Origin of the sequence: Rheinheimera tangshanensis (assembly GCF_014645135.1) — a bacterium.
GTDB classification, from domain to species: Bacteria; Pseudomonadota; Gammaproteobacteria; order Enterobacterales; family Alteromonadaceae; genus Pararheinheimera; species Pararheinheimera tangshanensis.
Window position 1 is genome coordinate 540,400 of record NZ_BMLH01000001.1, and the last position, 21,719, is coordinate 562,118.

Sequence of the window (21,719 nt, forward strand, 5' to 3'; positions counted from 1 at the left end):
CCTTCTGTTTAGATCACGTTTAATAAGATGATGTTCTGTACTGACATACAAAACAGCTTCTTATACACTGCCACTCTTTTGGCCTTAGTAAGTAAGGGCAGTAGTGAGCGGCTTTTGGTGTAAAGAATTTTTTGTTGGCCACGACCGCTGTGCGATGAAAGTCGGCACGGACGCCTTGCTGTTGGGCGCCTGGGCCACTTTACCCAAGGCTGGCACAGCACTGGATATAGGGGCAGGTAGTGGCATTTTGTCTCTGATGCTGGCGCAGCGATTGCAAAAATCTGGGCTGAACCCATTGGTTTATGCTGTCGAATTGGACCAGGATGCGGCCTTACAGGCGCAAGAAAATGTGGCGGCCAGTCGCTGGGCGGCACAAATCCATGTCATTCAGGCCGATATTCTAACCTATGCGGCGACGGATAACCAACCAGAGCATGGATTTGAACTGATTATCAGCAATCCGCCTTATTTTCAGCAGAGTTTAGCCGCTTCAGATCCGAAGCGTCATCAGGCCCGCCATACCGATAGTTTATCTTTTACTGACTTAGCTTTAGTTGCCAAAAAGCTCGCCGCGCCGGATGCACATTTTTGTTTAGTCTTGCCCGTGGACGCAGATTTTAGAGCGGTAGCAGAGCAGGCTGGTTGGACTTTGCAACGACGTTGTCTGGTTAAAACTGCTACGCATAAAGCCGCTAAATTGCAGCTGTTGGATTTTAGTGCCAGTGCCGTAACTAGCCAGGTTGAACAGACAGAACTCTTGATACAACAAAGCCCAGGCCAGTACAGTGATGACTATCGAACCCTTCTGGCCGATTTTTATTTAAGGTTTTAACTGATGACTGCCTCTTGCCCCTTTAGCCCCAAAGAGTTACGCCAACTGATACTGCAGCATCAGGGCTTACTTCAACCAGCATCCGGCAAAGCAGCTGTGGCACAAGTGCTACAACAAATCAGTTATGTGCAGTTGGATTCTATTTATGTGGTGGAGCGGGCGCATCACCATGTGCTGTATAACAGAGTAAAAAACTACCAGCCAAAGCTGTTAGATAAAGCACTGCAGCAAAAACAAAGTTTTGAATACTGGTCGCATGCAGCGTCCTTTTTGCCCGCTGAAGATTATCGTTTTAGTCTGCAGCGCAAGCTGTTACTGCAAAACGGTAATAACCACTGGTTTAAGCCTGAACAGCAACTGATGAATGAAGTGTTGGTTCGCGTTGAGGCCGAAGGTCCACTAAAGGCCAGTGATTTTGCCGGTAATAATGGCAATGCGGGTAAGAAAAACGGTGCCTGGTGGGACTGGCAGCCCGCCAAGCAGGCGCTGGAGCAGCTGTTTATGCAAGGCAAGTTGATGGTAGCGCGGCGGGATAAATTCCAGAAGGTCTATGATCTGGCGGAGCGGGTCTGGCCCGATCATGCGGAGCATCAGGCACCTACAGACTCTGAGTTTGCCGATTATTTAATAGAGCGTTGCCTGCAAAGTCAGGCTGTGGCCACAGTGCAGCAAATAGGTTATCTGCGTAAAAATATGCAGTTGGCACTCAAGCAACAGCTAAAACAACAGCTGGAGCAGGGCAGGCTGCAGACTTTTTTGCTGGATGGAAAGATCTATTACTATAGGCCCCAGTTAGCGCTCACTAACAAACTACCTAATAAAGTGCCCAATAAAGTCTGGCTGTTGTCGCCTTTTGATAACTTAGTGATCCAGCGCGACCGGCTAAAGCAGCTGTTTAATTTTGATTATCAGATTGAAGTGTATGTGCCCGCCGCCAAACGGCAGATTGGTTATTACAGCCTGCCAATTTTGTATAAAGACCAATTTATCGGCCAGGTAGATGTTAAAGCAGACAGAGCCAGCAACACCTTATTGCTGCAGCATTTAGTGCTGGATGAGCAGGTCAGACTGACGGATGCATTAAAAGCGGCTTTAACCAAAGCAGTGGTGGACTATGCCAGTTTTAATGGCTGCGACAGTTGGCAGTTGATCAAAGCTAATAGCGACATTCGTCAGTGGTTGTTAGAAAGATTGTGACTGTATGCACGATAAGTACTATTAAAAGTTGGAATTGTACCTATATCAAGCTTCTGGTACTTTTGTTTGCATTCTATTTACATGTTGTCAGGGAAGATGGTGATGGTTAAATTCTATGTTACGTTCTTTATCTGCTGTATGATTTTTACGCTGCAGGCTTCGACTGAGGTTGAATCCATGCAACTGTCTCCGGGCTTGTGGGAAGGGATTAGCTCCGACAAGATGAGCTATCAGGTACTGGAGATCACAGAGAAAGGGCAACATCGCTTTATCTCGGCTAAGCTTACGAACGGCTTCAAGAATGGCATTGTCTATTCTTTTCATGATCAGCAGGTCAAATGCAGCTCATCTGAATGTATCGTGGATGTCGCACACCCGCAGCGTTCTGACGAACTTTTGAGGCTGATCCTGACTCCTTATCTGGATGAGTATTTTACCGTCTTGCATATTCACCGCGATCAAAATGGCAGGCCTGTGTTGACCGAGCATTACAGGCTAAGTAAGCAAACAAAAAAATCGACAGTGACGCGTTTTCTTGATGCACGTTTGGAACAGTTAAAAAAGCTAAAACCTGCTTCTGAGGGGGAGATGGATGGTGTCTGGATTGGTGTGATGAACTCGTCTGAAGGTTCAGCCGATATGGTGCTGTTAGAGTTTTATAGTCAGCAGATGTCCATTATCACCCGCTACATCAATGGCACTGAGTACACTCATGTTGCTACCTTTAAACCTGAAGACGTCAGTAAGCGTGGGGAGCACTTTTTAATTCGGGCGACTCACCCTATTAAAGATAGCAATCGTGAACTGACGCTCCATCGCAACGGCGACAATTTTATAGAGGGTTACTGGTCCGAATCTTTAAGAGGCCAGATAGCCTACGCTGGTAGTTTCAGGTTATATCATTTAGGTAAATAGCAACTTTTTGCGTACAGGTTCAAATGTGGATAAAGCCAAGGACTGAGCTTACACCAACGTCTGAATGGCTAAAGTTTGACTCTGTAAACGTAAGTTGCTAGCTGGTGTTGTTGCTTTTGTAAGTCTTGTACAAAAAGCTGAGCCACTTTCGAAGCGCCTTGCACTGATAAATGGGTGTTGTCGGTTTTGCCATCCGGAAACTTCTGATACAAACCCACCGGCACCTGAATAAAATACGGCTGACTGCCCGCAGGACCCAACTCTTGCCATAAATCGCAGCTTTGCTGCTGCAAATCAAAAAAGTCTACTTGTGCGAGTTCAGCCTGTTGTTTAGCTTGGGCAGCGTACGCTGCTAAATCCCGCTCTAAGCTTTTGCCTTTAAAATTACGTCTGCAAATCGAGCTGGCCAACATTGGTATAGCGGCTTTGGCTTTGACCTCACGGATAAACTGCTGCAGCAACTGTGGGTAACGCGTGTTCACCTCAGCATAACGCTTTGGGTCGTCCTGTTTTTGATCGTTATGGCCAAACTGGATCAACACATAATCACCAGCTTGCAGGTCATCCAGCAGCATTTGCCAGCGACCTTCGTTTAAGAATCTTAAGGTGCTGCGGCCATTGACGGCTAAGTTGACGACTTGTAACTGCGGCAACATAAAGTCAGGCAATAACTGGCCCCAGCCGCGCTCCGGATAAGCCAGGTTGGTTTTATCTGACATAGTGGAATCACCGACCAGATAGAGTTTGGCAGGCGGAGTGTTGGCCTTAGTGGTTAACCAGCTGCGGATGGTTTTTAGCAACTGCTCAGGCTGCCACTGGCCCTGATAAACCCAATCTTCGGTGATCTGAGATACTGCTTTAGGCCAGTTATCTTTTAACCAGCCGTAACTGGCACCCGTGGAGCCATTAAAATAACTACGTTCGCCCCACAAGTTGGCTCTGTCGCGGCTGGGTTCGTCCGGATAGGTTTTACGGAATATAGGTTTATCTGCCATCAAAGGTGAATACTGATTATTTTGCAGATAAAACTGGGCGTCATAATGGCGGCGGCCGAGTAAAAAGCCCTGAATACCGGATAGCTTCGAGTCTGTGACCACTAACTTCGCGTTTTTATCCAGCTCGCCATCGTGCCAAAGTGAGGCCTCTGTAGCCTGACTATAAAATTGGCTCTGTTTTATCCAGGCAGTGCCACGTGGACAGACATAATCAACATGGCCTTCAAAGTAACAGTTGCTGTGGTAATACAGCCCTTGTTTATTCCACAAACTTAAGCTGTCGGCACCACCAGCTATCACTCTGCACTGGTCGGTGATAATACGACTGGCTTGCTCAAAACCACGAATGGCAAACTGATGGTCATGATCGCCATACAGCGCGCCATAGCTATTAAATACGGTTAAATCTAACAGCACTATATCCGAGGCTTTGATATTCACCACGGCAGAACCCCAGTCATCAGGCTGTTGTTTTAAATGGTTTTTACGAAGTTCCGGGAATTCAATGGTGGTGCTGGTTTTACCGCTGCCGGCCAACACCACTTTATCGCGGGTCAGGTAAAGTTTTTCTTTATAAATGCCGGGGCCAATTTCAATCAAAGCCCATTGCTTGGTTGCAGGTAAGGAATCCAGCGCCTGCTGTACAGAGCGAAAAGGCGCGGAACCATCCAAAGCAACCTGTAAGCGAAGTGGTTGCTCACTGGCGTGCAGGCTCAGGCAAAATAGGTTGAATGCCAGTGCACCCAGCCAGACAGTAAGAAACTTCATCAGCTTAGTCTTTTAACAGCTGTGCCATTTGCACGCCAGCCATAATAAAAGGCCCTGTGCCTTTGCTGTCGTTGCGGTAGATTGGCTCACTCATGTAATAGTGATAGCTACCATCGCGACCTGCACCTAAACCCGCCACTTGTACCATGTTGGTCAGGCTGATGCTGCCATCCGGATGCACCAGTACAAATTCATTGAGCAGGCCTTGCCAGGCTTTTTTACTGATCTCCAGATACTGCTCTTTGGGTAAATAGCCTTTATTGATGGCTTTGGCATAAAAGTAGACAAACATGCTGCTGCCGCTTGATTCCAGATAGTTGCCACGCTCGCCGGCTTTATCCATAATCTGATACCAGACACCGCTTTCCGCGTCCTGATACCTGGCTAAGTCAGCGGCCAGTTCAGTCACCATAGTCAGCAGTGGCTGACGTAACTCGGTGTTATCCGCAGGGATATAATCCAACACATCCACCAGCGCCATACCCAACCAGCCAATAGCACGGCCCCAGAAATAAGCCGAGCGGCCAGTTTCTTTGTCGGCCCAGTCCATTTGTTTGGATTCATCCCAGGCATGGAAATACAAACCGGTTTTGTCATCACGTAACTGTTCGCGGGTCACGACAAACTCGTGCACCGCCTGTTCCAGACTGGCACCTTGCTCAAACAGACTGCTGTAATAAGCTAAAAACGGCATGCCCATATAAACCCCATCCAGCCAGAGTTGATGTGGATAAATCTTCTTATGCCAAAATGCGCCGTTTGATGTTTTCGGGTGATGCTTTAATTGTTCGCGTAAGGCTTGAACTGCCAATTGATATTTGGGCTCTTTGGTCTGTTCATAGACCCGCAGCAGCGCGTTTCCGCTATTAATACTGTCGATATTAAACTTACTGGCATCATAGCTGTGAATAGTGCCATCGGCCGCAACAAAGCTGTCGGCCATTTTACTGATCACGGCCTGATAAGCCGGGTTCGGAGCATATTTATTTAAATCATCAAAAGCCTGTACCAATAAACCTGTGGTGTATTCAAAACTGACAGGTCTGTCGCGCTCTGTATCCCAGCCGCCCCAATAATACTGGCCAGCCTGGCGTTTCAATTCAGAGTTGGCCAGCTGTTGGCTCCAGTACAAAGCCCGTTCGCTGGTCAGCGGCTGACTGGTTTGAGCCTTAGTCAATTCTGTTTTTAGTCTCAAACGAGGCTGTAGGGTTAAACGCTCTACCTCCTGTTGCAGATACTCTACAAATTGCTGTTCGTTGCTGATGCCATTCAGTTCATGTTGCCAGGCACCTAACAGGTAATACTCCAGATGCTGGCCTGATACATTCATCACAGCCACATGGTTATGCTCGTCTGTCGTCAACTGTTCCAGCTTGCCGCGCTTAAATAAAATCGCCATGCCCAGGTTAGAACCATCCAGACTTTGTTTGCCGTAAGTCGCGAGGTAGGTATAAGTATGGCCGCTACTTTCCAGTGTACCTGTCAGCAGTTGAGTGTCTGGTAGTTTGACTATACCCAGCGCCAGATTATCCAGTGGCTGGCTTAAGGTTAGGCGGTTATGCAGTAAACGGCTGCCTGCTGTCATCGATAAATGGGCTTTTACATCAAGAGTTTTTCCGGCGATTTGCCAGTTTTTGTAGTCGATGGTCATGGCTGAATACAAAGGGCCGTTTTCGATGATAGTGACTGTGTGGCCATCCAGTTTCGATACCCGTTCTACTTTGCTGCCATCCCAGTAACCAAAACCGCCAGCCCCTACTGCTTTGCCAACTTTCAGCACATCTGTGCCCCAGGGCAACATTTCATGGTAGGAGCTGTAACCATCCTGGCCTATTTGATCCAATATCGGCTTACCAGTTTTATTACCAAAAATATCAAAGCCATTACGCCAGTCGAGATAAATACGGTACGCCACTTTATCGGATTCAATACCAGGGCCTTCGTAACGGATAAATTCACTGTGATCTGTGTATTGAGGTGGAGGAGTCAGACTGCTGACATTTTCAAAGCTGCCACCGACGTACTTTTTGTCTTGCCACTGGCCACCGGTTTTTTGCGAAATCTCGGCCTGGGTTTGTTTCGGCTGTTCTGTTGCTGTGCCTGCGGTGATTTGCAGATCGAGAGTTTCACCAGCACTCAGAGTGGGGCTGATAAGTAAGGTATCTTTTTCGCCATCAGCGTTGCGGTCAATCCACTGTGAGGGCAGTTGGCCTTTGCTGTCGGTTGCAATAAAGCCGGAATTCTGGACTTCAGTTTCTGCCAGTCCTAAGTCGGCGGCAGCAAGATAAATAGGCTCTTGTGAGCGTAAAAAATCAGAAGGGTTGTGAATGCTTAACCTGGCAACTGCTTTGGCCGGAGCGGACTGAACGCTTTGTGGTTCTGTGGGTTCTGGTGCCGGAGCAGGTTTACCACAGGCGGCTAAAAAACTTAAGCTGAGGCTGGAGATCAGTAATGGGCTTTTAAACATCGAAGTCACGGCTATTACCTGTTGTAAAAGGATAAACAAAATCGTGACTTACAGCACCAGACTGTAAGTCACGCCAAAGCCGCCATCTCTGGCTAAGCAATGTAGCTATGTAGATCAGAATTTGTACTGAGCGCCCAGATAGTACTGGCGACCGGTTTCATGGTAATAGGTCAGGCGGTTACCGGCTGAATCTACCCACTGATCATCCACTTCGTCGGTCAGATTCAGTGCTTCAAAACTGATTTTCCAGTTGTCGTTTAACGCGTAGGATACTGAGGCGTCGACGTTAGTGGTGGCATTGGTACCTTCCATATCGTTGTTATCACGGCCTATGGCTGTGGTCAGGTATTTACCACGTTTTGCCATGGATACACGGGCGTTTAAGGCTTCATGCTCGTAATAAATAGTGGCAGCAGAGGTGTTTTTTGACAGGCCGTTTAAATCTCGAGTGGCCTGCACTACGCCAGCTGCACTGATGTAGTCCATCTGAGCGTCAACATAAGTGTAATTGCCGATAAAACCAAATCTGTTCCAGAACTCAGGCAGGAAAGTGAAAGGCAATTGATAGCTTACTTCCATTCCTTTTAAATCACCGCCAGGGCCATTGAGGGGGGTAGTTACCTGCCAATCGACGTTTTCATTACAGTCCGCATTGTAACCAGGACCTGCGGTACAGGCATCAATAGCTGCCTGGATCGGTAGTCCCGTTGCAGTAAAGGCTTTGGTTTCACGTAAAGTCTGGACATGGCTGTCAATATCTTTGAAGAAGAACGCCACACCTAACATGGATTCGTCAGAGAAATAGAATTCGAAACCTAAGTCGTATGTCTGAGCTTTGGTCGGCTCCAGTTGTGGGTTACCCCCAGAAACTGCGCGACTGCCGCCAGAAACAGATACTGAGACGTCAGGACGAATAGATCCTAAACCTGCACGAGCCATTACCTCTGCAGCACCAAAACGTACAATCACATCATCCCATGGTTCTAACGCCAGGTTTAACGAAGGCAATAACTCATTGTAATCATGCTCAGCTGTGATTTGAGTCGGAGTCGTGGCAAAAGTAGCCCATGCAGTGGAGCTTTGGTCTGTGTTCACCTGACGTAAGCCAATGTTACCGCGCAGTGGCATATCGGCAATATCTGTATCAAAACCTAATTGCAGATACGCACCTAAAGTTTCTTCTTCGGCTGAGTAGTTATCAGGGCGACGGAAGTCTGCGCTGACTACAAAAGCACCTGTATTACTGTAGATATCATACTGAGCATCAATAGCCGCAAAATCAGGTACTAACCAAACAGGTTGGCTACCTAAGCCTGAGTTGTATTCTTTTAACAGATCCGGCGTGTAGACGATTCCTGCACCATTTTCAGTTTGGCGACGGGCTTCATAGGTTTCAAAACTAAAGTCTTTATAATGCAAGCCTGCTTTTAGTGTGATGTTGTCGGTTAATAAGTAGGTAAAGTTCAGCTCAGCGGTGTCAAAGCTGTTTTCAGCCCCCAATGGACGCAAACGCACGCTGTTTGAGGTCCAGCCTGTTGGATCAAATACACCAGCACCATAAGTCAGCGCAGGGCTTTCTCTGTTGCCACCACGGTAATCATAGGCAAACTCCACGCCACGTTTTTCTGCTACCAAGGTCGTTTGTACCGGGTTATCAAACTCTGATTTGGCGGTACCAATCATCGCATCCATGCTCAAATCATCAGTCAGATGCTGTTTTAACGACAGGTTGTATTGCAGGAATTCTGTGCTGAGTTCGTCAAAGCGGTTTTCGGCACGAATAGTGGCATTTTCAAAACTGCCGTAGGTCATGGTATTGGTGTCATCGATAAAATAATCAACTACGTTCATGACTCCGGTATTTCCTGAGGCCGCGGTTGCCGAAGTAGGACGATTAGCTCCAGCGTTCAGAATGCCCTGCAGAAACACTTCATTACGGGTTGCATCCGTTTTTGCATACAACACATCTAAATCAATCTTGGTGTCTTCATTAGGTCTGAACTGGAAAGAAGAGCTTAAACCTAAGCGATCCATATCATGAGTGTAAGAGTCATAACGGGGTAAACGTGGACGGAATGCATTATTAATTTCGTCCAGTTCAGGTGCAGCGTTATCGCCCTGATAAGAGCCAAAGTCGTTGACGTTGTTCCAGCGTACTGTACTTGCACCTTGATCTTTGAGCTGACGTTCTGAATAAGAGGCAGAAAATAATGCGCCCACTTTGCCGTCAGCAAAAATATTACTGACTAAAAACGAGGTTTTCGGATCTGACTTTTCAGACAAATCGTTGTAACCCATCTGACCTGAGGCGGCGAAAGTAAAGCCATCGTAATCAAAAGGTTGTGCCGCTCTTAAGTCGACAGTGGCACCTAAAGAGCCCTCTTCGACATCTGCTGATGCAGTTTTACGCACTGTCAATGAGCTGAATAAATCAGAAGAGAAGGTATTAAAGTCAAAGCCACGGCCACGGTTTGCGCCACCTATCTGATCAGTACCACCGCTGGTGGACACTGCTTCCATGCCGTTAATACGGACGCGGGTAAATTCAGGGCCCAGGCCTCGTACAGAAATCTGCCGGCCTTCGCCTGCTGCACGGGAAATAGCAATACCTGGAATACGCTGCAGAGATTCAGCCAGGTTTAAATCCGGAAAGTCGGCGATATCTTCCGCCAGAATGGCATCGATGGCGCCATCAGACTGGCGTTTTTGATTTAATGCATTGGATAAAGAATCGCGGAAACTGCCTTTCACTTCGATCACTTCAATTCTTTCTTCGGCTTGCTTCGTTTCAGCCGTCTCTTGTGCAGAGACAGAAACTACTGAAGTACAACCTGCGATAGCTAAAGCTAAGGCAATTTTATTCGGGTGAAATGGCGTGTTGGATTTTGCCATGATATCTACCTCGTCCTGTCTGGTTCAAAGCGTTCAGCCAGTTCATGCCAGCTGTATTTTTAATAATGGAAGACGCTTTGTGCGACTCCCTGTTGATTTTGTCTACCGGTGGCAAAAAGTGCTTGCAATTTTGTGCCACCGATGGCAAAAAGCTAACACCAAGCTTAGATTACTGTCAAACGTCGCACAAAAAAAAATCAGTCATGTTGTAAGGTTTTATTTGATGTTGATAGTTAACTTATTGTTTTGTATTGATAATGTTGCACATTTAATCGCCGGATAAAATAGGTTTTGTTCCAGATGTGAAATTAATTCTGCTTAGACCGAACTTCACAGCCAGTTTGAACATTAAATATGCAGTAATAACAAGCTGTGGATCAGATAAAAAGGAATCAAAGAATGTCGGCTTTATTTTCGTTAAAAGGACAAAGAGCATTGGTCACTGGTGCCAGCCGTGGTTTAGGTAAGGCTATTGCACATGCCTTGGCACAAGCTGGAGCTTCGGTGATTTGTTGCAGCTCGCAGTCAGATGGTGCCCGAAAAACTGCAGCTGAGATTGAGGCGCAAGGTGCTCAGGCGTTTTCATTGGCCGCTGATTTATCGGATTTAGAGCAGGTGCATTCTTTAGCGCAAAATGCTTTGGCATTGGGTGACGTGCATATTCTGGTCAATTGCGGTGGGACCATTTTCCGTGCTCCAGCTGTCGATTATCCAATGCAAGAGTGGCAAAACGTCATGCGGGTGAATCTGGATTCTGCGTTTTTGTTAAGCCAGTTGCTAGGAGCTGAAATGCTGAAACGAGGTCAGGGCAAAATCATCAATATTGCTTCTATGTTGTCCTACAGCGGTGGTATTACGGTGCCAGCTTATACCGCCAGTAAACATGCGATTACAGGTTTAACCAAAGCTTTGGCCAATGAATGGGCTGCCTCAGGTTTAAATATTAATGCGATAGCTCCGGGGTATTTCCGTACTGACAATACCTTTGCTTTGCAGCAGGACGAAGTTCGTAATCAGGCTATTCTGGCAAGGATCCCGTCTGGTCGTTGGGGAGAACCCGAAGATTTAGCAGGTGCTGCGGTATTTTTGGCAAGCAGCGCCAGTAATTATGTCAACGGCCATGTATTGGCTGTTGATGGAGGCTGGCTGGCTCGTTAAGGCCAATTCATGCCCATTTTTTCAGGAGAATAAAATGAATGTAATTTTTGAAAACCGTTTTGCCACAGCTCCCTTGGATGTCAAACACTACGACACCGAAAAGCTGCGGCAGAATTTTTTGATCGACAACCTGATGCAAGCTGATCAACTGGTGTTGTGTTACACCCACTATGAACGTTTGATTGTTGGCAGTGCTGTGCCGGTCAAAGCCCCTGTTGCATTGCAAACAGTAGATGCACTCAAAGCTGAGTTTTTTCTACAGCGCCGAGAACTGGGAGTGATCAACGTCGGCGGCACTGGCTATGTAGAAGTCGACGGTAATCAATACGAGCTTGCCAATAAAGAAGCTTTGTATGTAGGGATGGGCTGTAGAAACGTTAGCTTTCATAGCTTAAACGCTCAGGAGCCGGCGAAGTTTTACTTAAATTCTACGCCTGCTCATCACGCTTATCCGGTGCAGCATGTACGGATGAATGATTGTAAGAAGCTGGAAATGGGCGCTTTAGCGACCAGTAATGAGCGCATTATTTATCAGTTAATGATTAAAGAAGTGGTGCAAACCTGCCAGCTGCAAATGGGCTTAACAGTGCTGAGTCAGGGCAGTGTCTGGAATACTATGCCAGCGCATCAGCATGACAGACGGATGGAAGCCTATTTCTATTTTGATCTGACGCCAGGTCAGGCCGTCTGTCACTTTATGGGTGAACCCAAAGAGACCCGTCATTTGTGGCTGGGTAATGAGCAGGCAGTGGTCTCTCCGCCATGGTCAATCCACAGCGGTGTGGGTACCGGCAGTTATGCCTTTATCTGGGGTATGGCTGGTGAGAATCTGGACTATCACGATATGGATAAATTTGGCCCTGATCAATTGAGATAAGGGAGACGGAGCTCTGGGGAGAGCTTCGTTTAGTCTTGTGTGCGATGCCTGGGAAACTTGATGTAGTAGTTAAAAAAGCGGCTTCAGGTTCGAAGTGTATACAGGGCAGCAATCACTGCAACAGACAGTGTGCCCTTCGACAGCGCCAGCAGTACGAGCGCTGACTTATAAAAAAGACATACCTCGTCAATAAAGCTGCGGCTTTAATCAGGGCGGGGAAAGCAACAGGTAGGTTAGACGATGAAATTCTTTTCACTGCGCAGCATAATGCTGTGCTGCGGTTTGGCGACTTTGCTATCCATCACAGGCTGTCAGCGCCAGCAAGATCACATCACCTTGCGTATGGGCCATTCGTTAGATCAGGAACATGTGGTGCACAAAGCTATGGTCTATATGGCAGAGCGACTGGAGCATTACTCCAAAGGTCAGATGCATATTCAGATCTATAGCGGTGGTCAGCTCGGTTCAGAGCGTGAACTGATTGAACTGCTGCAAATTGGCAGTCTGGCCCTGACTAAAGTGTCAGCCAGCCCGCTCGAAGGTTTTGTGCCCAGAATGCAAGTCTTTAGTGTGCCTTACGTATTCAGAGACAGCGCGCATTTATGGGCTGTATTAAACGGTGCTATAGGGCAGGATTTACTCAATTCAATGCATAGTGCCCGTTTGCATGGGTTAGGTTATTACGATGCCGGCAGCCGCAGTTTTTACACCACGAACAAGGCCATACGTCAGCCCGCTGATTTAAAAGGTTTAAAGTTCCGGGTTCCGAATAGTCAGACCTCAGTGCAGATGGTGCAAACCTTAGGGGGCGCGGCCACGCCAGTCGATTGGGGCGAACTCTACACAGCTCTGCAGCAGGGGGTGGTGGATGGTGCCGAAAATAACCCGCCCAGCTTCTTTTTATCCCGCCATTACGAACTGTCGAAGTACTACAGTCTGGATGAGCACACCTCAGTGCCAGACGTCATTTTAATGAGTTTACCTGTCTGGAAAAGCCTGACGACTGAGCAACAAGGCTGGCTGGAGCTGGCGATGAAAGACTCAGTGCGTTATCAGCGTGATTTATGGCAGCAGGCCAGCGACGATGCCCTTGCCAAAGTAAAGGCTGCAGGCGTTGAAGTGATTTATCCGGATAAAGCCGCTTTTGCTGCAGCTGTGCAGCCACTGCATCAATCTTTGCAGGGCACCGAAGTAGGGAACCTGATGGCTGAAATTGCGTTGGTTCAGGGCGAAACTGCGGAGGTGTCCAATGACTAAATTAGTGCTGTTAGTGGATTGGCTGTTAAAGCGCAGTTTAATGCTGTTGATGGCTGCCATAGTACTGGTGGTCTGCTGGCAGGTGCTATCTCGTTTTGTTCTGACTAATCCCAGTTCCATGACTGAAGAAATTGCCCGTTGTTTATTGCTGTGGATTGCCATGTTAGGGGCGGCTTATGCCTATCGCACTGGTCAGCATTTGGGCTTGGATATAGTCACCAGCCGGATGACGCCGTTGTGGCAACACCGTATTGCTTTTGTGCTGACGGCCGCTGTGGTGGTTTTCTCGTCTATTGTGATGGTCTGGGGCGGCGGCGAATTGGTATGGCTGACTTTTGAGCTAAACCAGATGTCAGCTGCTTTAGGTATTCGTATGGCCTGGATTTATATGGTGCTGCCTTTGGCTGGTGTGTTAATTGCGTTTTATGGAGTTTGTCAGCTGCGCTGTCTGGCGGCAAAAATTCAACTAGTCCCGGCAGAGGAGTCTGAATAATGGAATGGTCCGCACTTATTTTAATTAGCGTATTTTTTGCCTTGCTGTTACTGAACGTTCCTATTTCTTTTTGTATAGGTTTAGCCACTTTATGCACTATGTTGCTGTCGATGGACTTATTACCAGCTGTGACTACGTTGGCGCAGCGTATGGCGGGAGGCTTAAATAGTTTTGCTTTGCTGGCTATTCCATTTTTTGTGCTCTCAGGTTTGTTGATGGGGCGGGGAGGTATAGCCAAACGTTTAATTGAAGCTGCTATGGCATTGGTCGGCAGTTTGCCCGGCGGCCTGGCCCTGGTCAATGTGCTGTCTTGTATGTTATTTGGCGCTATTTCGGGCTCTGCAGTTGCAGCCACTTCTGCCATCGGCAGTTTTATGGTGCCTGAAATGAAAAAACAAGGCTATGACGTCAATTACAGTGCTGCAGTCACAGCAGCGGCAGCCACTACTGGTATGCTTATTCCTCCGAGCAATATTATGATTGTGTACGCTATTGCCAGCGGAGGAGTGTCTATTGCTGCTTTGTTTGTCGCAGGGTATTTGCCTGGTATTTTATTGGGGACGGGGTTAATGGTGGTATGTGCTGGTTATGCCAAACTAAAAGGCTATCCACTTGCTGCCCGCTTACCTTTGTCTTTAACTTTCAAAAAAATGGCTGCAGCTATTCCAAGTTTGCTGATGATTATTTTGGTGATAGGCGGCATTATCAGTGGTGCTTTTACTGCAACGGAAGCAGGCGCTATTGCTGTGGTCTATTCCTTTGTGCTGGCGGTTTGTGTCTACCGTGAAGTAAAAATAAAGGAGTTGCCGGCAATACTGCTGAAATCGGCAGAAACTACCGCCATAGTGATGGCGTTGATTGCCACTTCTGCGGCTATGTCCTGGATTTTGTCCTATGAAAATATTCCTCAGACTGTCAGCCAGGGCTTATTAACCTTAAGTGAAAACCCGTTACTGATTTTGTTATTGATCAACATTATTTTGCTGGTGGTAGGCGCCTTTATGGATATGACGCCTGCAGTGCTGATTTTTACTCCTATCTTTCTACCTGTTGCCGTGGAGCTGGGAATGAGTCCGCTACACTTTGGTATTATGATGATTTTGAACCTGTCTATTGGTTTGGTCTCACCTCCGGTCGGTAGTGTACTTTTTGTTGCTTGTGCTGTGGCCAAAACCAAACTGGAGTCTTTGATCAAGCCGTTGTTGCCTATGTATGCCGCCATGTTTGTGGTGCTGATGATGGTGACTTACATCCCTGCGATCAGTGAATTTTTGCCTGCTTTGTTTGGGCTTTAGGAGCTGTTATGACCAGTTATTTGATCCCTAATCTTGCCAATGCCTGCCGTATGATGGAGTTAGTGGCGGCATCGGGTTCTGGTTTAACTTTATCCCAGCTTGAACAGCAACTGCAGGTACCAAGAACCAGTGCTTTTCGTATTTTACAAACCCTGTGTCAGCAACAAATGCTATACAAAGAGGGTAAAAAGTATCGGGTAGGCAGTAGTTTATACAAAATGGGGCTGGACTTATTGCAGCACCATCATTTACATCAACTGGCGGTACCAGTGCTGCATAAACTGACTATCAGCACAGGCCTCACCAGCCATCTGGCCTTACCACGGCCTGATGGCGCTTTAATAGCTGAAGTCTGTGACAGTCCGAATCCCAGTCATCTGGCAGCCCGTCCCGGCTTTTTGGCTGATTTGCATTGTTCTGCTGGCGGCAAGGTGTTTTTAGCCTTTAACTACTTTGATCAATTGGCTACTTTGCCTGGTTTGCAGCACATGCAAGCAAGGACAGCACAAAGCATTACCGATCTGGCCTGCTTGCGGGTAGAATTGCAAAGCGTTTTAGGCCGGGGTTATGCAATAGACGATCAGGAATATCAGGCTAATGTGCGTTGTATTGCTGTGCCGATACGTAATGCGCAGGGCGCTGTTGTGGCTTCTGTTGGGGTCACCGGATTAACCAGTATTTTATGCAAACAACGTTTACCTGAATTGGTTGCAGCAGTGAAACAAGCGGCGATTGAAATCAGTCTGGCGTGCTACAGGCCTGCTTTGCTGGCTAACGATTAATAATAGGAAAAGCGGATGATACAAAAAAGTTCGACCATTAATGATGTCGCCCGTCTGGCCGGAGTGTCTAAACGCACAGTATCACGGGTGATCAATGGCTCATTAAGTGTGGGTGATAGCACCAGAGTCCGGGTCGAAAAAATTATCGCTGAATTAAATTATTCGCCCAATACGCAAGCCCGGGGTTTAGCATCCAGCCGTTCCTATTTATTGGGTTTAATTTACGACAACCCGGATGCGTTGTATTTAGATGATGTTCAACGGGGGGTCCTGGAAATTTGCTCAACTCTTGGCTACGAGTTGGTGGTGCATCCTTGTCGTTATCGCAGTGAAACCCTGGTGCAGGATTGCCTGAATTTTATCAACAGATCCAAATTGGATGGGGTGATCGTATTGCCCCCGGTTTCGGAATTAGAATCTTTGGCACTTGCACTTAAAAATGCAGGCCGTCCTTATGTGCGTTTAACCTCAGTCAGCATCGATGAGCCGCAGCACATAGTCGTGTCGGATGACAGAGCAGCTGCAGCAGAGATGGCTCGTTATTTTGCTCAGTTAGGTCATCAGGATATTGCTTTTATCAGTGGTCCACAGCGTTATAAATCGTCAACAGAACGGATGGAAGGATTCAAATTAGGGTTATCGGCTTACGGTATTACCCTCCAAACTGAGCGTATTATTGAGGGCAATAATACCTATGAAACAGGGATTGAGTGCGCTCGTAATCTGCTGAGTCAAACGCCTTTACCTACTGCTATTTTCGCTAATAACGATCAGATGGCAGCTGGCGTGCTGAAAGTAGCGCATCAAATGGGTATAGCTATTCCAGACCAGCTTTCCGTAGCAGGTTTTGATGATAACTTGCTGGCTTCCAGAGTCATCCCGGCTTTAACCACTATTCGTCGTCCAGTGCGACAAATGGCACAATTGGCTACGACTAAAATGATTATGGTTATTGAACAAAATGATAAATCTGCACAACAAGTTGCTGCCAAAGTGGCTCCCACTCTGGTTGTGCGCGAGTCTACGGCTCAGGCTGCTGTAGCAGTGTCATCATAACGACATCTGCTTTTATACTTTTTTAGTTTTCCCGGTCATGAAAATAGAGTAAGGTAGGTTTATTAGAAAAAATGAAACCATCTGCTGACTGGGATGGCGCTGATGTTATTTTGTATCAAATTTACTAAATCAAAGCTTGGAAAAAGTAGTAGTTTTTATATTACTGCATTTTTGCTATCGCTGTTTTTTGCTCTTCCTTTACCAGCTACAGCGGCCACTGCCACTCTTGCAGATTATTTCCGCGAGAGCTGGAGTACTCGTCAGGGCTTGCCTCATAACACTATTAACAGTATTAGTCAGACTCCGGATGGCTATCTTTGGTTTGCAACCTGGGAAGGGGTAGCCCGCTACAACGGCCGTGAATTTAAAGTCTTTGGTCGTGAGCAACAAACCGGATTACCAGACTCCGGGATCCGTGCTTTGCACTTAGATCCGAAAGGCCGCTTATTGTTAGGTGGCTCCCGCGGCGGTTTGGCGCTTGTTCAGGAGCAGCAATGGCGACCTGTCGATGCTGTATCTGCCTTAGTGAATGAAGTAAGGGGAGATGCGCAAGGTCAGCTATGGGTTGGTACCGAGGGGGGCGGTTTATTTTGTCTGCAGGCTAATGGCTCCCGCCAACAGTGGACTCGTAATGAGGGCTTACCCAGTAATACAATTTATAGTCTGCTGCATGATCAACAAGGTGGGCTTTGGATAGGCACCGCCGAGGGTTTAGTCTACCTGCATGATGGCAAGTTAACTCAGGTCGCCAATAGCCCAAAATCACCTGTTTTCGCTCTGGCTTTTTATAATAATCAGTTACACGTAGCGACTGAACGCGGTTTGTATCGGCAAGAAGCTGAACACTTTGTTGTGGCGCAGCAAGAATTACAGCAGACGGCTATTTCCAAATTATTGGTGGATCACCATGGTGATTTATGGATAGGCACTGTAGAAGAAGGTATTTTTCGTTCAAGTAATTATGGTCTGGAACAGCTTACCGCTAAACATGGTATGCCAAATAATAGAGTCTTGGCTATCTACGAAGACAATGAGCACAGTATCTGGTTGGGGACCAACGGCGGTTTATTCCGTTTGCGTGATGCACCTTTTTCCACTTTAAGTTCCGAACAAGGATTGCCAGATAATTTTGTCCGTACTGTGTTGCAACATTCGGACGGCGGCATCTGGATTGGTACCGCACGAGGCGTAGCGCGTTATCTTCATGATGAACTACTGACAGAACATAACCTCTTGCCTGAGCAATCCATACTAAGTCTGGCGGAAACAGACACAGGCGATGTGTTGATCGGAACTTACTCCTCTGGTGTTTTTCTATTCAGCAGCGGCAAGCTGACCAAGCTGTTGGACCGTGATTCTGGTTTATTATCCAATGAAGTCAGAGCTATTTTGCCTTTGCCTGATGGTTCTATCTGGTTAGGCACGGCACAAGGGCTGAACTATTATCATCCTGAACAACAGATACAAAGTTACACCACCAGGGATGGTTTAACGGCTGATTTTGTTGTGGCTCTGCATAAAATAGACGATGTACTCTGGGTGGGAACAGGCACTGGTGTCACTCGTTTGGTCAAAGGGGCCTTTGAACCTCTTAAGCTGTCGCATTTAGATCAAGCTGAATATGCTTTTGATTTTTATGAGCAAACTGAGCAAAAACTACTCTGGTTGGCGACAGATCGGGGCTTAGTGCGTTATCGTCTGGATACTGCTGAGTTGTCCCTGATTGGCCGCAAGGCTGGACTTCCTTTTGATAAAATTTTTCAGGTGCAGGCCGATCTGCACGGTAATTTTTGGCTGAGCAGCAATAGAGGGATTTTACGCATCAGTCAGCAGGACGCGAACGCTGTGGCTGAAGGTAAAGTCGCTTTTCTTGACTACGATTTGTATGGTGAAAGTGATGGCATGCTCAGTGCTCAGGCGAACGGTGGTTCAAATCCCGCAGCTATTCTGGCTCAGGATGGGGCTTTGTGGTTCGCCACAGCGTCAGGAGTCAGCCGGGTTCAACCGAAACGTTTAGCTGCTTTTGCTGAAGCTACCCCACCTGTGGTCCTCGAAGCCTTACTGGTGAATGGGGTAGCCCAAAAAATCGATGACAGTATTGAGTTACAGCCCGACAGTGACAGAGTGGAGTTACATTTCGCTGGTTTAGGTTTTGTGATGCCTGGCCGGATCCGCTATCGTAGTCAATTGATCGGCTTTGATGCCAACTGGCTGGACAGAGGCCAACAGAACTTTGCCGAATATACTAATCTGGCTCCGGGTCGTTATGAGTTTCAGGTGCAAGCTGCCAATCCTGGTGGGCAATGGAGTAAAGCAGCCCGAATAGAATTGATTAAGCATCCGTACTGGTGGCAAACCCGCAACTTTCAGTGGTTAAGTGCTTTCTCTTCGATAGCGCTGATCGTCCTGTTAGTGTATTGGCGGATTTCCAGCCTGCGTCATTCTGAGCAACGTTTAAAACGACAAGTTGCAGAGAAAACTGCGGAACTGCAGCAAAAAGCCAACAGTCTGCTCGCTGCAGATACGGAGAAGTCTCTGTTGCTTGAGCAGTTGCATCAACAAACCTTGGCTTTGGCATTGCAGGCCAGACAGGATGGTTTAACCGGTCTCGCTAACCGCCGTGCTTTTGATGAGGTATTAAGTAAAGAATTCAGCCGCTCGCAGCGACTGAAACAACCTTTGGTGTTCGCTTTTATTGACATAGACCACTTTAAGAAAATCAATGATACCTGGTCACACAATGCCGGAGACCTGGCGTTAGTGGCGATAGCGGAAAAAATCCGTCAGCATTCCCGTTCAGTGGATTGTGCTGCTCGTTGGGGTGGTGAAGAGTTTGCACTTTTGATGCCATCTACCAGTATGGAGCAGGCTCAGTTAGTTTGTGAACGTTTAAGGCAAGAGATTATGGCTTTGGATTGGCAGGATATAGCGCCTGACATTAGTATTACGGTCAGTATTGGTCTTGCTATCAGTGATGAGTTAACGGATGCCAAACAGCTGCTCTTTTTAGCGGATCAGGCCTTGTATCAAGCCAAACAGCAAGGTCGCAACAGGGTTTGTGCCGCCTGAAACCCTGGAATGATTCGAACCGCGTTTATTTCAATAATGGAATCTTCTTTGTAAACTTCTCTGACCAGTTGCCATCGGTGGCAAAAATTGCTGTCAATCTATTGCTACCGGTGGCAAATGCGTTATTATGCTGTTTAAACAGGCATAAAGCTGTGCTCAAAGCAGAGCCTTTATGCAGGCAACATGGATAAACACATGCTAATACCTGATCTGAAAAAACGTTTTTTACTCAAAGCTGGTATCGCCTCTACGGCGCTGGCGCCTTTGCTTAGTTTTTCAGCCAAGGCAGCAGCTGCAAAGGCGATCGATCCCGTTTGGGCTGGTGCAGAGCAAATACTGCGGGATTTAAAACAAACCTCTTTTCCAGATCATGATTTTGTTATTACAGCCTTTGGTGCTCAGCAAAATCAACGTTGTGATGAAGCTATCGCCAAAGCCATCACTGCTTGTCATCAAGCGGGTGGTGGTCGTGTGGTTGTGCCTGAGGGAGTCTGGTTGACTGGTCCGGTGCATTTACAATCTAACGTCAATTTACATCTGCAGAAAAACGCCGTTTTATCTTTTGTCACGGATCCACAAGCTTATTTACCGCTGGTCTTTACTCGCTGGGAAGGGGTGGAACTGATGGGGTTTTCACCTTTAATTTATGCCTACCAGCAGCAAAATATTGCAGTAACAGGGGAAGGTATTCTGGAAGGTAACGCCAGTGGTGACAACTGGTGGCCATGGAAAGGGGTATGGAAACATACACCATGGAAACTTGACCCTGCGACTGATCAAAAACCAGGTCGTGATCAGCTATTTGCTATGGCGGAAGCTGGTGTACCGGTTGAAAAACGTATTCTGGACAACAACAGGCTAAGACCACCTTTTATCCAGCCTTACCAGTGTCAAAGAGTATTGATTGAAGGTGTTACTATCCGCAACTCGCCCTTTTGGCTGATTAACCCAGTGTTGTGTAAGGACGTTGTGATCCGTGGAGTGAATTGCATCAGCCATGGTCCAAACTCTGATGGTTGCGATCCAGAGTCCTGTCAACGAGTGTTGATTGAAAATTGTCTGTTTGATACGGGCGATGACTGCATCGCGTTAAAGTCAGGCCGCAATGCCGATGGTCGTCGTTTAGCAACCCCGATACAACAAGTGCTGATCCAGGACTGTCTGATGAAATCAGGTCACGGTGGAGTAGTAATTGGCAGTGAAATCTCAGGGGGCGCTAAACAAATTTTTGCCCGCCGTTGTCGTATGAGCAGTCCGGATTTGGAACGGGGTTTACGTATTAAAACGAACTCAGTGCGTGGCGGTTTAATTGAGCAAGTTGCAGTAGCTGATATTGATATTGGTGAGGTCAAAGACGCTATCGTCATCAATTTCTACTATGAAGAAGGGGATGCAGGTCAGTTTTTACCTCAAGTCAAAGATTTAGATATCCGTAACTTCAGAGTGAAAAAAGCTCAACGTGCTTTTGAGATTCGAGGTTTACCCCGTTCTGGTATCAGCGGTATTCGTATGACGGATGTTAGCTTTGAACAAGCCAGTTTGGGCGTCTTAGAAAACGCCAGTGATTTTAAACTGAGTCATGTCAGCATGAATGGAAAACCCTGGACAGGACCTAAGTAAAACAGCTGAAGCGTATTTTTTTAACTCTATTTTGCCACCGATAGAC

At 47.1% G+C, this 21,719-nt stretch carries 15 protein-coding genes; 12 read left to right on the plus strand and 3 right to left on the minus strand.

The annotated features are described in order from the left end of the window. Positions 1-103 precede the first annotated feature (103 nt). From IEW88_RS02480 to IEW88_RS02490, 3 genes are all read left to right on the plus strand, one after another. A complete protein-coding gene (locus IEW88_RS02480; protein WP_229670249.1) occupies positions 104-832 on the plus strand; it encodes a tRNA1(Val) (adenine(37)-N6)-methyltransferase in 729 nt (242 codons plus the stop codon). Between the two features lie 3 nt (positions 833-835). Further along, positions 836-2,029 (plus strand): winged helix-turn-helix domain-containing protein, encoded by a 1,194-nt coding sequence (locus IEW88_RS02485; RefSeq protein ID WP_147902878.1) that lies wholly within the window; start codon positions 836-838, stop codon positions 2,027-2,029. A gap of 177 nt (positions 2,030-2,206) precedes the next feature. Next, positions 2,207-2,944, plus strand: a complete 738-nt coding sequence (locus IEW88_RS02490) for a hypothetical protein (protein WP_147902877.1) — start codon at positions 2,207-2,209, stop codon at positions 2,942-2,944. 68 nt (positions 2,945-3,012) lie between these two features. Here the strand turns inward: IEW88_RS02490 and IEW88_RS18625 are convergent, their stop codons facing one another. The 3 genes from IEW88_RS18625 to IEW88_RS02510 all read right to left on the minus strand — a co-directional run bounded on the left by IEW88_RS18625 (position 3,013) and on the right by IEW88_RS02510 (position 10,066). Further along, positions 3,013-4,707 (minus strand): pectinesterase family protein, encoded by a 1,695-nt coding sequence (locus tag IEW88_RS18625; protein ID WP_221411341.1) that lies wholly within the window; start codon positions 4,705-4,707, stop codon positions 3,013-3,015. A gap of 4 nt (positions 4,708-4,711) precedes the next feature. Beyond that, positions 4,712-7,174 carry a glycoside hydrolase family 88 protein gene (locus IEW88_RS02505; protein WP_229670304.1) on the minus strand — a complete coding sequence of 821 codons (2,463 nt, stop codon included), beginning with the start codon at positions 7,172-7,174 and terminating at the stop codon, positions 4,712-4,714. A 114-nt stretch (positions 7,175-7,288) separates the two neighbouring features. After that, entirely contained in the window at positions 7,289-10,066 is a 2,778-nt protein-coding gene (locus IEW88_RS02510; RefSeq protein WP_147902875.1) for a TonB-dependent receptor, read from the minus strand. 399 nt (positions 10,067-10,465) lie between these two features. Here IEW88_RS02510 and IEW88_RS02515 point away from each other — a divergent pair, with 399 nt between their 5' ends. The 9 genes from IEW88_RS02515 (at position 10,466) to IEW88_RS02555 (ending at position 21,673) form a co-directional block, all read left to right on the plus strand. Further along, positions 10,466-11,224, plus strand: coding sequence for an SDR family oxidoreductase (locus IEW88_RS02515; protein WP_147902874.1), 759 nt, complete (start codon positions 10,466-10,468; stop codon positions 11,222-11,224). 34 nt (positions 11,225-11,258) lie between these two features. Then, positions 11,259-12,101 carry a 5-dehydro-4-deoxy-D-glucuronate isomerase gene (gene kduI, locus IEW88_RS02520; protein WP_147902873.1) on the plus strand — a complete coding sequence of 281 codons (843 nt, stop codon included), beginning with the start codon at positions 11,259-11,261 and terminating at the stop codon, positions 12,099-12,101. 240 nt (positions 12,102-12,341) lie between these two features. Then, positions 12,342-13,358, plus strand: coding sequence for a TRAP transporter substrate-binding protein (locus IEW88_RS02525; protein WP_147902872.1), 1,017 nt, complete (start codon positions 12,342-12,344; stop codon positions 13,356-13,358). After that, complete coding sequence (locus tag IEW88_RS02530; protein ID WP_147902871.1) at positions 13,351-13,851, plus strand: TRAP transporter small permease; 501 nt, start codon at positions 13,351-13,353, stop codon at positions 13,849-13,851. Before IEW88_RS02525 ends, IEW88_RS02530 begins: the two co-directional genes overlap by 8 nt. After that, the gene (locus IEW88_RS02535; protein WP_147902870.1) at positions 13,851-15,146 is read left to right on the plus strand and encodes a TRAP transporter large permease; all 1,296 of its coding nucleotides are present in this window, start codon (positions 13,851-13,853) and stop codon (positions 15,144-15,146) included. Before IEW88_RS02530 ends, IEW88_RS02535 begins: the two co-directional genes overlap by 1 nt. An 8-nt stretch (positions 15,147-15,154) precedes the next feature. Beyond that, positions 15,155-15,928, plus strand: coding sequence for an IclR family transcriptional regulator (locus tag IEW88_RS02540; protein ID WP_147902869.1), 774 nt, complete (start codon positions 15,155-15,157; stop codon positions 15,926-15,928). A gap of 15 nt (positions 15,929-15,943) precedes the next feature. Next, positions 15,944-16,984, plus strand: coding sequence for a LacI family DNA-binding transcriptional regulator (locus IEW88_RS02545; protein WP_147902868.1), 1,041 nt, complete (start codon positions 15,944-15,946; stop codon positions 16,982-16,984). A 102-nt stretch (positions 16,985-17,086) separates the two neighbouring features. After that, complete coding sequence (locus IEW88_RS02550; protein WP_185148510.1) at positions 17,087-20,053, plus strand: ligand-binding sensor domain-containing diguanylate cyclase; 2,967 nt, start codon at positions 17,087-17,089, stop codon at positions 20,051-20,053. A 195-nt stretch (positions 20,054-20,248) separates the two neighbouring features. Then, the gene (locus tag IEW88_RS02555) at positions 20,249-21,673 is read left to right on the plus strand and encodes a glycoside hydrolase family 28 protein (RefSeq protein ID WP_185148509.1); all 1,425 of its coding nucleotides are present in this window, start codon (positions 20,249-20,251) and stop codon (positions 21,671-21,673) included. Positions 21,674-21,719 lie beyond the last annotated feature (46 nt).